Raw genomic sequence first — 12,516 nt, forward strand, 5'->3', positions numbered from 1 at the left:
ATTCGGTTCTGTACGACAGAAAGTGGGCCGTCGACACGTCGTCGTTGTTCCATTCAGCCCCTAGTTATCGAGGATAGTATATAAAACGTGATTCCCAATTACGTTGGGGTGTCCGCGACCGGCGCGACAACAAGTGCCGTGTTAGTGTCCTAATACCGGCGAATACAACGAGATGTTACTACCATCTTTCGTATTAATTGGTGGTTGGCTCGTCGACCGCGATCGAAGCCACTCGATACTGCAGCCGGGCCTGCGTTGTCGCCTACTCGAGTTCGTCGGTGAGTAACCGACGCAAGACGAGATGGAGGACGCCGCCGTTCTCGACGTATTCGACCGCCATCGGCGTGTCGACCTGGGCGGTCACGTCGAACGTGGTCGTATTGCCCGCGTCGTCTTCGGCTGTGACGGTCAGCGCCGCGTTGGGTTCTAAGCCGTCCTCGAGTCCCTCGATCTGGAAGTACTCGTCGCCCTCGAGGCCGAGTTCTTCCCAGCCCTCGCCATCGGCGAACTGCAGGGGCAGGACGCCCATGCCGATGAGGTTGTCGCGGTAGATGCGCTCGTAGCTCTTGCCGATGGTCGCGCGGATGCCGAGCAGATCGGTCCCCTTCGCGGCCCAGTCGCGACTCGAGCCGGTGCCGAGTTCCTCGCCCGCCATGACGATCAGCGGCGTGTCCGCCTCGCGGTAGCGCTCGGAGGCCTCGAACACAGAGGTTTCATCACCAGTTGGGTGGTGGACCGTGTAGCCGCCTTCCTTCCCGTCGAGTAGCTCGTTCTCGATGCGGACGTTCGCGAAGGTACCCCGCATCATGACCTCGTGGTTCCCGCGCCGGGAGCCGTAGGTGTTGAACTCGTGTGGCGGGACGTCACGCTCGGTGAGCCACTGGCCGGCGGGCAGGTCCTCGCCGAACAGGCCCGCAGGGCTGATGTGGTCGGTCGTGACCGTGTCGCCGAGGGTCAGCAGCGCGCGAGCGTCGTCGACGTTATCCACGCCAGGAGCCTCGAGCGGGAACTCCTGGAAGAACGGCGGCTCGCGGATGTAGGTGGACTCGTCGTCCCAATCGTAGACGTCGCCCGCGGGCGCGTCGAGGGATTCCCAGCGCTCGTCGCCGTCGTAGACGCTTGCGTACTTCTCTGCGAACATCTCGGGGGAGACGCTCTCGTGAATCGTCTCGCGGATCTCCTCGGTGTCCGGCCAGACGTCCTCGAGGTAGACCGCCTCGCCGTCCTCGTTCGTGCCGATCGGTTCGTTCTCGAGGTCGATGTCCATTCGGCCCGCGAGGCCGTACGCCACTACGAGGGGCGGGGACGCGAGGTAGTTCGCCTGGATCTTCGGGTGGATGCGCGCCTCGAAGTTGCGGTTGCCCGAGAGGACGCTCGTCGTCCAGAGGTCGTGTTCGTCGATCGCCTTCTCGATCGGCTCTGGAAGCGGCCCCGAGTTGCCGATACAGGTCGTACAGCCGTAGCCGACGACGTGGTAGCCCAGTTCTTCGAGGTCCTCGAGCAGGCCCGATCGCTCGAGATACTCCGTGACGACGCGGCTGCCGGGTGCGAGGCTCGTCTTGACGTAGTCGGGCACCTCGAGTCCGGCTTCGGCGGCGTTACGGGCGAGCAAGCCGGCACCGACCATCACGGACGGGTTCGAGGTGTTCGTACAGGACGTGATCGCGCTGACGAGGACGTCCCCGTGGCCGATTTCGACCTCGCGGCCGTCCTCGAGTTCGATGGGGACTTTCTCGTCGAGTGCGAGGCCGGGACCGGCCTCGCCCGAGTCGGCTGCGACGCCGCCGCCGTCACCGATTGCGGGTTCGCCGCCCGGACCGAGGACCCCCTGTTCCTCGAGCAGACTCGGGAAGTGCTCGTCGAGATCGCCCATCGGGATGCGGGCGTGGGGTTTCTTGTGGCCGGCGAGGCTCGGTTCGACCTCGCCGAGGTCAAACTCGACGGTCTCGGTGAATTCGGGGTCTTGCTCGCCGAACAGGCCCTGTTCCTCGAGGTACGCGCGAACGAGGTCGATGTGGTCGGGATCGCGACCCGTCAGCTCGAGGTACTCGAGGGTCTTCTCGTCGACGGGGAACATGCTGATCGTCGAGCCCTGTTCGGGGGCCATGTTCGAGATGGTCGCCCGGTCCGCGACCGACAGCTGGGAGACGCCGGGCCCGTAGAACTCGACGAACTTGTCGACGACGCCGACCTCGCGCAGTTTCTCGGTGATGTGCAACACGAGGTCGGTCGCAGTCGCACCCTCGGGGAGCTCCCCTGAGAGACGGACGCCGACGACTTCCGGCAGGGACATGTTGATCGGCTGGCCGAGCAACGCTGCTTCGGCCTCGATGCCGCCGACACCCCAGCCGACGACGCCGATACCGCCGATCATCGGGGTGTGGCTGTCGGTGCCGACGAGCGTGTCGGGGACGAGCCACTGGTCGCCGTCGATCTCGCGCTCGTGGACGACGCGCCCGAGGTGTTCCAAGTTGACCTGGTGGACGATTCCCGTTCCCGGGGGCACGACCTCGAAGTCCTCGAAGGCCTGCTGTGCCCACTTGATCGCGCGATATCGCTCCTCGTTGCGCTCGTACTCGATCTCGACGTTCTTCTCGTAGGCGTCGTCGGAGCCGAAGTGGTCGACCTGGACGCTGTGGTCGATCACGAGGTCACAGGGGACTTCGGGTTCGACGACCGTCGGATCGACGCCTTTGCGGTCTGCAGCGGAGCGAAGCGCCGCGAGGTCGACGACCGCCGGAACGCCCGTGAGGTCCTGCAGGACGACCCGCGAGACCGTAAAGGGGACTTCTGCGTCCGGCACGTTGGGTTCCCAGGATGCCGCGGCGCGAATCGAATCGGCATCGATCTGTTCGCCGTCGGCGTTTCGAAGCACCGACTCGAGCAGGATCCGGATGCTTACCGGCAGTGTCTCGAGGTCACAGAGACCCTGCTCCTCGAGGACCGTCAGGTCGGCCATCGTGTACGTCTCGCCGTCGTGTTCGAACTCCCGGATGGCATCCGAGAACGCGTCGGTTGACATTGGACCGCCCTTGGCGATCCTTCCATTTGAAACTGCCGAGATCGAGGAGTAGAGTGTATATATGCCCCGCATTTGTCGGGGTCGGGATAAGCAAATACCACGATCGATGACGGGGTCTCGGCACCTCAACGGACGTACTCGACGAAGGCGAAGCCGTCGCGTGGCTTGCGCGCGACCTCCTCGAAGGCCGATCGATCCCACTCGGGAAACCGCGTGTCACCCTCTGGTTCCTCGTGAACTTCGGTGACGAGCAGCCGATCCAGCGCCGGCAAGAACTGTTCGTAGACGGTTCTCCCGCCCGCGACGAAGATCCGGCCTACGTCGTCGTGGCGCTGCCGGGCGGCCCGTTCGGCCACCTCGAGTGCAGCCTCGAGATCGTTCGCGACGACGGCTCCATCGGGCGTCTCGAGGTCCCGACTCGTCAACACGACCGTCGTCCGTCCGGGCAACGGCTCGCCGAGCGTCTCGAGGATTCCCTCGTAGGTCACCCGACCCATGACGACCGGATGGCCCATCGTCGCCTCCTTGAAGTGTTCGAGGTCCGCGGGGATGTGCCAGGGCATCTCGCCGTCCGCGCCGATGACACCGTTGTCCGCGACGGCGACGATACCGACCAATTCGCGGTCGGCCTCGAGGCACGGATCGGCCCTCGTAGACGCCTCGGCCGTGTCGTAGCCGGTCATTCTGCGACCGCGAACTCGATCCCGTCGTGGGATTCGTAGTCACGAAGCGTGATGTCGTCGTCGCTCAAGTCGTCGATCGACGTGTCGGCGACCTCGAGCGTCGAGCGCTCGAGTGGCTCCCGGGAGAGTTGCTCGAGCAGGCCGGGGACGTGATCGAGCCGTTCGTCGCCCTCGGCCTCGGGCGGCGCGTCGGTCTCGAGCCACTCGCGGATGTCGAGATAGTCCGCGCGGTTCTCGACGGCTCGCAGGCGAGACTGCAGGGCCTCGAGGTTGTCGGCGTACCACGCACCCCGAGCGCCGCGGCCGCAGTAGACGTGGGCGTCGACGACGGTGTGAGCGAAGGTGCCGGGTTCGAATCCGGTCTGCTGAGCAATGACTTTCGTCAGGAGCGCGTAGGCCGCGATGTTGAATGGCACGCCGAGTGCGATGTCACCCGAACGCTGGGTCAGATGGCAGTTCAGCCGGTCACCCTGGACGTTGAAGACGAACGAGTAGTGACAGGGCGGCAGCGTCGAGACCGCGGCGTTGGCCGGATGCCAGGCGTTGACGACCAGTCGACGGGAGTTTGGGGACTCGGAGAGCGTGTCGATCACGTACTGGAGTTGATCGAAGGTTCGGCGGCCGTCTGCTTCCTCGGTCACCCACCGATGGGAGTCGTCGGGCCAGGACTCGCCCTCGAGGTGGGCCTCGTGCGCTGGAACCGGATATCGACGCCAGAAGCGGCCGTAGGCGGTGTCCAGTCGCCCGTCGTCGTCGGCCCAGGCGTCCCAGATCTTCGTTTCCTCGCGGAGGTTTCGGATGTGCTCCTCGCCGGAGAGATACCAGCACACCTCGTGGAGCATCGAGTTCCAGCGATAGCCGTCCATCTCCTTGGTCGTCAACAGCGGATACCCCGCCTGCAGGTCGACCTCGTAGTGCTCGCTGAACGCGGAAATCGTGTCGACGCCGGTCCGATTGGGCTTGTACGTGCCCTCCGAGAGCGCGGCGTCGACCAGCTCGAGGTACTGTCGCATTGGCACCTCGTTTGGAGCGGGGCTACAAATCAGGTGCGGTCGGTCTCGGCGTGTCATAGGGATTCTCGTAAACGTTCATAGTTTCCCGCTGGAGAACCGAGACACAGCGTCGAACGCCCGGTTTCGAGACCGTCGGTAGGCTACGATAATCCCTATCAGTTCGGGTCGTACTCGCGGTCCCGGTCGGTGGCGTTCCGGCGTCCGTCTGCTGGCGTCTCAGTTTCCAGCAGTCTAGCCGCCTTCCGCTCGAACTCCGCGTCGGTCAGCTCGCCGCGAGCGTAGCGCTCTCGAAGCGTCTCGAGCGAGCTGTCGGCGCCACCACAGTGGTGCTCGGTGTCCGCGTAACGGGACGACTCGCTCGAACGAGGGGACGTCCTACTCGAGTGCCGCGGTGTCTCGCTCGAGGGAGCGCCGGCCGATCCCGATGTCTCCTGTCTCGTCGCGATCCAGTTCGCAGCGAGGAAGGTGACCGCGATCGACCCCACGAGCGCAAGGGTGGCCAGCGCACTCGTGAGGCCGGCGAACAGTCCGGCGAAGAGGATCATCGGTGCGCCGAGTAGCAGGGCAAACAGGGCGGCTGCGACGCCGTCGTCCATATCGTCACCCTCACCGTCGGGGCTGGTAGTTGTTTCGCCGACACGATATCGGGGCCTCGCAGTCGGTTCGTCGAGACGGCCTCGGGGTCCTGCAGTCGGTCCGATACCACGAGTCCGTCGCTGCCGAAAGTCCCAGGGGCGTGCCCTCCGTTCGAGATGTCACAGCCGATTTGACTGTCTCGAGACCGTGACGCGCACGGTATATCTGTTCCGACACCTCGAAACGAACGTGACATCCGAGGAGTCGAAACCGAAACTTGCAGCCGCCTGCGTTTCCTGCGGCTGGGTCTGTGCGGCAGCGAAGCGCTCGGACGGAACGGTCGTACCGATCGGGAGACCACAGGGCTGTGACTGCGGCTCGTCGTCGTTTATCTCCGTAGACGAGTAGCAGCGATTCCCGCTCACTTCTGTGCGAGATCCGCCGCCTTCTCGAGTTCGCTGCGCAGCCGCGTCGAGTCGAACTCGTGGTCGGGACGCATCCTGACGAAATCGAGAAATCGTCGCGCCGAGAGCAACGTTTCCGGCTCGTAGACCGCCGTGGCGGCGTCGACGGCTGCCCGCGGGCCGATCCGAGGCTCGAGGACGGCGAGTGCACACGCCAGATCGTAGGCCGTCGTCTCGTCGACCCGATCCTCGTGGACGCTGGTCGCGTCGATGAAGTAGAGGTCGTCGTCACACAGCAGGATGTTTTCGGCGCGCAGATCGCCGTGGGCGAGGCCGTGATCGTGCAAGGTCGCGAGCATCTCGAACAGCGCCGTGGCCTGCTTGGCGACGACCTCGTCGGATGCAGCCTCGAGGGACTGAAATTCGGGCAGATACTCGAGGACGAGCACGCCGAGGCCGTTGACCTCGAAAGCCTCGATCGGTCGCGGCGCGTTGAGACCGATCCCCCGCATCCGCTGGGTCGCCTCGTACTCGTGTTCGACCATCTCGAGGGGCGTATCGAATCGATCGAAAAAGCCGCCGGTGCCCGCAGAGACCGCACCGACGTTGCGCCCGGTCGTCAACAGCGCGTGGACCAACGAGTTCTGTCTGGAGACGATCTTGACGAAAAATTCGTCGTCGATGACACACGGCGTCGAGAGCCAGTTATCCGCCTCGAGGAATTCGACCCGAACCGTCTCACGGTCGTAGCGATCCGCCAGCGTCCGCACGACGCGCTCGATGCGCTCCCACTCGACGCTGCCGCGAGCGAGCTGGCGGATATCCATACACAGGGGGAGACGGGGGTCGGGGTTAAATGCGTCTCGAAATGTCGCGGCCACGACGTATCCTCGAGTCGGGTTTCCGAGTCAGAGAACAGAACAGTATTATTATCACTGTCGCATCACTACTGTTGCATACTATGGACGCTGTCGACGACCTCAGTGACGCGATCGACGTGACGCGGAACCTGTTGGTTCCAGTGGAGCCGTGGCTGTGGCTCAAACTCGCGATTGTCGTCTTCTTTCTCGGAAGTATGACGCTCGGCGGGGGCTTTCAGGGCGATCCCTCGATGATCGCACAGGATCCGACCATCGAAGATCAGCCAGCCCCCGAGGATCAGCAGGCCCTCGAAGAGGAGCTCGGCGAGATTCCTGACGAACTCATCCAGAACCTCATCCTCGCCGCGATAATCATCGGTGTCTCGCTGCTCGTCCTTTGGTTCGTGTTCCGGCTCATCGGCGGGATCATGGAGTTCGTCTTCATCGAATCGTTACGATCGAACGAGGTCCACGTGAGACGCTACTTCACGGCGAATATCGGCCGCGGGATTCGTCTGTTCGTCTTCCGGCTGCTCGTCTTCGTGCTGGCCGCAGCGATCGTCGCCGTCCCGCTGGTGTATGTTTTCCTTACCGCCTCGAGCTTCGAGGCGATGGCCGGCAGCATCCTGTTGCTCATGCTCGTCGGCGTCGGCGTCGCTCTCGTGCAAGCGACCGTGATGCGGTTTACCTCCGAGTTCGTCGCCCCGATTATGCTGCTCGAGGGTCGTGGCGTCCTCAGTGGGTGGAAACGACTCTGGCCGACGCTGACGGCCAACTGGTCGGAGTACGTCGTCTATCTCCTACTCGTCTGGATCCTGCAATTCGTGATCAATATCGCCGCCGGGATCATCATGCTGTTCGGCGTGATCCTCGTCGCGATTCCGTTCGTGATCGTCGGCGCGATACTCGTGGCGACACTCGGCGAGATCGGCATCTGGCTCGCGATCCTCGTCGCAGCGGTTGCCGTCCTCGCGATACTGCTGGTCGTTGCACTCGTCGAGATGCCGATTCGCACCTACTTCCAGTACTACGCGCTGTTGTTGCTCGGCGATACGAACGACGAACTCGACCTCATTCCCGACCAGCGCGAACTCGTCCGCGACGGTGGTCCTGCAGCCGACGAAGGCGGACCCGACGATCGCGGCGACCATCCGGACGGCCAGTGGAGCGGCGACGACACCGCGGCTGACCGCAACGACACGGACGACACGCCAGTCTGGGACGACGACGATACCGATCCGTGGGACGACAGAGACAACTGGGGAGAATCGAGTCGGGACGACTCGAGCGACGACCGGAACGTCGACGACCGAGACGGCGACGACGACCGCGAGGAGTCGGACGACGGCCGCGGCTGGTAACGGGCCGAGTTTCGTCGCGCAGCTCTCGCCGGTGCGTTTATTCGATCGCCCGGACAGTATTGCGTATGGAGTTCGACCTTCCCGACGAACACCGGATGATTCGGGAGACCGTCCGGGATTTCTGCGAGACGGAGATCGAACCGATCGCCCAGGAGATCGAGGACGACCATCGGTTCCCCGCCGAGGTGTTCGACGAACTGGCCGATCTGGATATGATGGGTGTCCCGATCGCCGAAGAGTACGGCGGTCTTGGGGGGGATACGCTGATGTACGCGCTGGTCGCCGAGGAACTCGGCCGGGTTTCGGGGGCGATCGGGCTCTCCTACGTCGCCCACACCTCCCTGGCCTCGAAACCGATCGAACTGTTCGGCACCGAGGCCCAGAAAGAACGCTGGCTGCGACCGCTCGCCGAGGGCGAGTACGTCGGCGGCTGGGCATTGACCGAACCCGAGAGCGGTTCGGACGCTTCTGATATGGATACAACTGCCGTCCGTGATGGCGATGAGTGGGTCGTAGACGGCACCAAACAGTTCATTACCAACGCTTCGGAAGCCGGCTCGATCATCGTCAAGGCCGTTACCGACCCCGACGCGGGTTACGACGGCATCTCGACGTTCATCGTCGACCCCCGCGAGGACGACGGCTTCGAGGTGACGACCATCTGGGACAAGATGGGTCTCAACGCCTCGCCGACCTGTGAGATCCACCTCGAGGACGTTCGCCTCCCGGAAGACCGACTGCTGGGCGAGGAAGGCGAGGGCTGGGACCAGACGAAAAAGACCTTAGACGGCGGTCGGATCTCGATCGCCGCCCTTTCGACGGGGCTGGCCCAGGGGGCCTACGACCACGCGAAGGCCTACAGCACGGAGCGCGAGCAGTTCGACCAGCCGATCTCGAAATTCGACGCTATCCGGGACACGATCGTCGATATGCACCGCAAGACCGAACGCGCACGGCTGCTCACCTACAGGGCGGCTCGCACGTACGATGCCGGCGAGCCCGTCACCCGCGAATCCGCCCTGGCGAAACTCGACGCGAGCGAGGCGGCGCGCGAGGTCGCCGAAGACGCCGTCCAGGTGCTTGGCGGCTACGGTTACACGACCGATTTCGCGCCACAGCGGTTCTACCGGGACGCAAAGCTCATGGAAATCGGCGAGGGAACCAGTGAAATTCAACACCTCGTGATCGGTCGAGAGCTCGGTCTGTAATTCAGTGTGTCGGCCCCTCGCGTCGGACGAACCCGATCGTCGCCGGCTCGAAGTAGTACGTCGACCCGCAGTTCTCACAGGCCGTCTCGAGCAAGGTGCTGTGTCGATGGAGTTTCCAGAGTTTGGTCTGGCTGCGTTCGATCTCGAGTTGCACGGGATGTGAACAGTCCGGGACGGTACAGGGAAACTGGACGTACCAGTTCGGCACGGACAACGCACCGAGCGGCGCCAAAATACTTCGCAGGCGACTGAGGATGTTGAAGATCGTTACGGCCGGATCCGTTCGATCGACGGAGACGCCCTCGACATCGGTGATGAACCCCGTCCGATGGCTCGCATCGTCGTACACTGGAACCACGGGAATTCCCTTTGCCTGCGCGTAGCCGATTTCCTGGTTGATCCACGGCGAGTCCATCGACCGCTCGGTCAACACCGGAACGGCGACGTCGCTGTTTGCCAATCGCCCCTCGAGTCGCTTTCGGGACTGCCGTGACTCGACCTCTTCGAGCGCGATGTGGACGTCGAACGGGAAGTTCTTGACCGTCGAGAAGAGCTTCTGAACGAGCGTCAGATCGGCAGTGGCGTGCGATACGTAGATACGTTCTCCTGACATTCCACCCCTCGGGAATGATACGCACGGCGGTGGTATGAATGTAACTACTCGAGATCGTTGATTTGTGACGATCGCTCGGCAAGCGCGGTCTCATCCGATTACTGTCGTCTTTCCCATCGGTTGCCAGGACGGGGCAGCGATCGCGGGAATCGTTACAGTAATCCGTCTCAGAGGGGAGCGACGAGATCCTCGAGCGCGGCCGTCGGATCGTCGGCTTTCGCGACGCCGCTTGCGAGCAAGACGCCCTCGGTACCCAGCTCGCCAGCCGCGACGACGTCGTCGCCGGTACTGATACCGGCGCCACAGAGGACGGACACGTCGTCGGCGACGGTTTCGGCTGCCGCGACGGCATCCTCGACGATGTCGGGGTCGGCCTGACTGACCGGCGTTCCGGTCCCGATCAATTCGGGCGGCTCGACGGCGACGGCGTCGGGCTCGAGCGCCGCAGCCGCGCCGATCTGGGCCGGGTTGTTGGCACAGACGACCGTCTCGAGGTCGGCTCGGTCGGCCGCTCGAATCGCGCCGTCGATGTCGGCGAGTTTCTCGCGGCGCTCGGAGTGATTGATGAGCGTGCCGACTGCACCCGCGTCGGCGACCGATTCCGCGAGCGTGTGGCCGGTGTTGCTCCCGTGCTCGATCGGATCGACGTGTTGGCCCCACGTCTCGGCACCCGTCTCGGCGACGCGTTCGAGGTGAGCGGCTTGCGGTGCAACGGCCAGACGCGCGTCGGTCCGTTCGTTGACATCGGAAACGGCCTCCGCGATGGCGACCGGATCACACGGATACGTCTTCAGGTTGACGAGGACGAACATAGCACCAACGCCCGTCGCGGACAAGAAATAGCTTGCGTGTCGCCATCGGCGTCCGAGATCGAGATCAGTTCAATCCTTGCGTTTGACCACGTCACCGAGCGTGTAACTGCCCGAGGAGTCGCCACCCGACCACTCCGAGTCCTCGCCTGTGGCCCCTTCGGCGTTCAGGTCGACCTCGAGGAACCGCTCGAGTTTCGACTGGACGCGGTCGCTGGGGAGGGTATCGCCGCGTTCGATCTTGCGAATGAGACTCGCCTTCTCGTTGAGTTCGTTCGCGAGGTCGGACTGGCTGAGGCTCTTCTCCTCGCGGGCCGATCGGACGCGCTCGTCGTAATCCGTCGCGAGTTCGTCCATGTCGTCGAACATGTCCGAGCGCGGCTGGCTCGAGCCGCCCGAGCTACTCGTCGAGGCGCTGCTCGAACTCGACGACTGCCCGCTGCTACTGCTGGAAGAAGACGACCCGCCGCTCGAGCCAGTCGAGTACTTCGTGGACGAACTCGAGCTCGAAGACTGTGTGACTGCGGTGCCGAAGTCGGTACAGTCCGAACACACGTCGAGTTTCGCACCTTCGACTTTGATGGTCTTCGGGGACGACGTCTCGGCGCCACACATCTCACACTGAACCATGCAGACACCTATAGCGTGGCACGTGATAAACCATGCGGCGTTTCTTACTCTATCTGCTCGTCGTCGGTTCGGTCCCCCGTTCGATCGGCATCGATCGCCGCCGGGAGCCCTTCCTCAATGACGCCGACGGCGTCGGTGTCGCCGTCGAGATCGATCGTCATCACGGCCATCGGTGCCGAGCGGACGACCCGTTCGGCGACGCTGCCGAGTAGGTATCGTTCGTATCCGGTTCGGCCGTTCGTCCCCATCACGATCAGGTCGACATCGTTTTCGACGGCGTAACTGACGATGACGTGAGCCGGCGGTCCTGTTCTGACCTCACGGACGACGTCGACACCGCTGTCAATGGCGTGTTTGGCGACCTGACGCGTTGCATCTTCCCCGTCCTCGCGAAGGCGCTCACGGACGACGTCACGAGCCTCCTCGGGGATCGAGGCGTACGCAGCGTCGTCGACTGCGTGGAGGGCGTGAACCGTCCCATTACAGAGTGCAGCGAGCGAGACGGCGTCCTCGATTACACGTGGCATTCGTCGGTTACCGTCGGTCGGAACGAGTACACTCTCGTACATAGTTACATGTTAGCATGGAACAATAGTAAACCCGTCGACCGAATTCGGTGTCATCGCTCGGCAACGACTATCGACGACTGCGAGATCTACGGGCTTCAGGGTGCTAACCGTACCTCTCGCGTTTCGACGGCACCACAGGATGGGCATGCGAACTGATACTGGACGCGACTCCCCGAGGTCGTCACGCGCCAGCCACCCTCGAGATCGAGGTAGCCACACGACCGACACTCGAGGTCAGCGTCGTCGAACTTCTGGCGAAGGCGTTCGAACGGAGATCGGTAGACGGACATACATATGGATAAACCATGTGGGATAATAACATTCGTGGTTTGTTAGCAGACACCAATGATTGGATACCATATGAGAATGGTGAGCAGATGTATTCAATAGGATATGTGCGATCCAGACAGTCATCGAAAATGGTCGGTAGACGGGACATAGGCCGAGAAACGGCGGATAACGGTGGCCGAGGTTTATGTGTCGGATCGTGGTAGCTCGGGATATGCTCGAGTTCGTACAGCCACTGCAGTTCGGCGGCGGTGAGTTCCTGACCTGGGCGATCGTCTTTTTCGTCCTGGCGATCCTGGCAGCAGCCGTCGGCGCCCGCGGGGTCGCCGGTATCTCCATGGAGATCGCACGGATCTTCGTGTTGATCTTCATCGTGCTCGCAATAGTGGCGTTGCTCCTGTAGCGGGCTCGACCGCTATTGGGGGGAACGGACGGGGACCGTTCATTCGCTCGGCACTACCCGTAACCACATTCGGTTTT

Annotated in this window: 13 protein-coding genes; 3 read left to right on the forward strand and 10 right to left on the reverse strand. The window is 63.2% G+C overall.

The window, feature by feature from the left end; all coding sequences use genetic code 11:
• Window positions 1-262: 262 nt before the first annotated feature.
• The 5 genes from acnA to D8Y22_RS03855 all read right to left on the reverse strand — a co-directional run bounded on the left by acnA (window position 263) and on the right by D8Y22_RS03855 (window position 6,525).
• The gene (gene acnA / locus D8Y22_RS03830; protein ID WP_141463402.1) at window positions 263-3,022 is read right to left on the reverse strand and encodes an aconitate hydratase AcnA; all 2,760 of its coding nucleotides are present in this window, start codon (window positions 3,020-3,022) and stop codon (window positions 263-265) included.
• A 125-nt stretch (window positions 3,023-3,147) separates the two neighbouring features.
• Complete coding sequence (locus D8Y22_RS03835; RefSeq protein WP_141463403.1) at window positions 3,148-3,705, reverse strand: dihydrofolate reductase; 558 nt, start codon at window positions 3,703-3,705, stop codon at window positions 3,148-3,150.
• Window positions 3,702-4,718, reverse strand: a complete 1,017-nt coding sequence (gene thyA / locus D8Y22_RS03840) for a thymidylate synthase (protein WP_141463404.1) — start codon at window positions 4,716-4,718, stop codon at window positions 3,702-3,704. The genes D8Y22_RS03835 and thyA overlap by 4 nt, the downstream gene beginning before the upstream one ends.
• A gap of 155 nt (window positions 4,719-4,873) precedes the next feature.
• Complete coding sequence (locus tag D8Y22_RS03845; protein WP_141463405.1) at window positions 4,874-5,314, reverse strand: SHOCT domain-containing protein; 441 nt, start codon at window positions 5,312-5,314, stop codon at window positions 4,874-4,876.
• Window positions 5,315-5,715: 401 nt separating this feature from the next.
• On the reverse strand, window positions 5,716-6,525 hold the full coding sequence (locus D8Y22_RS03855) for an RIO1 family regulatory kinase/ATPase domain-containing protein (protein ID WP_141463406.1): 810 nt from the start codon (window positions 6,523-6,525) through the stop codon (window positions 5,716-5,718).
• Between the two features lie 134 nt (window positions 6,526-6,659).
• Here D8Y22_RS03855 and D8Y22_RS03860 point away from each other — a divergent pair, with 134 nt between their 5' ends.
• Both D8Y22_RS03860 and D8Y22_RS03865 read left to right on the forward strand, forming a co-directional pair.
• Window positions 6,660-7,919, forward strand: a complete 1,260-nt coding sequence (locus D8Y22_RS03860) for a DUF7544 domain-containing protein (RefSeq protein ID WP_141463407.1) — start codon at window positions 6,660-6,662, stop codon at window positions 7,917-7,919.
• A 65-nt stretch (window positions 7,920-7,984) separates the two neighbouring features.
• Window positions 7,985-9,127 (forward strand): acyl-CoA dehydrogenase family protein, encoded by a 1,143-nt coding sequence (locus D8Y22_RS03865; RefSeq protein ID WP_141463408.1) that lies wholly within the window; start codon window positions 7,985-7,987, stop codon window positions 9,125-9,127.
• A gap of 1 nt (window position 9,128) precedes the next feature.
• On the opposite strand, the gene D8Y22_RS03870 is transcribed toward D8Y22_RS03865, so the two are convergent.
• The 5 genes from D8Y22_RS03870 to D8Y22_RS03890 form a co-directional block, all read right to left on the reverse strand.
• A complete protein-coding gene (locus D8Y22_RS03870; RefSeq protein WP_141463409.1) occupies window positions 9,129-9,740 on the reverse strand; it encodes a toll/interleukin-1 receptor domain-containing protein in 612 nt (203 codons plus the stop codon).
• 167 nt (window positions 9,741-9,907) lie between these two features.
• Window positions 9,908-10,552: a triose-phosphate isomerase gene (tpiA, locus tag D8Y22_RS03875; protein ID WP_141463410.1), complete on the reverse strand. Its 645-nt coding sequence runs from the start codon at window positions 10,550-10,552 to the stop codon at window positions 9,908-9,910.
• 69 nt (window positions 10,553-10,621) lie between these two features.
• Window positions 10,622-11,179, reverse strand: a complete 558-nt coding sequence (locus D8Y22_RS03880; RefSeq protein WP_141463411.1) for a multiprotein bridging factor aMBF1 — start codon at window positions 11,177-11,179, stop codon at window positions 10,622-10,624.
• 44 nt (window positions 11,180-11,223) lie between these two features.
• Window positions 11,224-11,748 carry a universal stress protein gene (locus tag D8Y22_RS03885; protein WP_141463412.1) on the reverse strand — a complete coding sequence of 175 codons (525 nt, stop codon included), beginning with the start codon at window positions 11,746-11,748 and terminating at the stop codon, window positions 11,224-11,226.
• Window positions 11,749-11,843: 95 nt separating this feature from the next.
• Entirely contained in the window at window positions 11,844-12,038 is a 195-nt protein-coding gene (locus D8Y22_RS03890; protein WP_141463413.1) for an HVO_0649 family zinc finger protein, read from the reverse strand.
• A gap of 212 nt (window positions 12,039-12,250) precedes the next feature.
• On the opposite strand from D8Y22_RS03890, the gene D8Y22_RS03895 reads away from it, so the two are divergent.
• Window positions 12,251-12,439, forward strand: coding sequence for a DUF1328 family protein (locus tag D8Y22_RS03895; protein WP_141463414.1), 189 nt, complete (start codon window positions 12,251-12,253; stop codon window positions 12,437-12,439).
• Window positions 12,440-12,516 lie beyond the last annotated feature (77 nt).

Origin of the sequence: Salinadaptatus halalkaliphilus, assembly GCF_006543045.1 — an archaeon.
In the GTDB taxonomy this organism is placed as follows: Archaea; Halobacteriota; Halobacteria; order Halobacteriales; family Natrialbaceae; genus Salinadaptatus; species Salinadaptatus halalkaliphilus.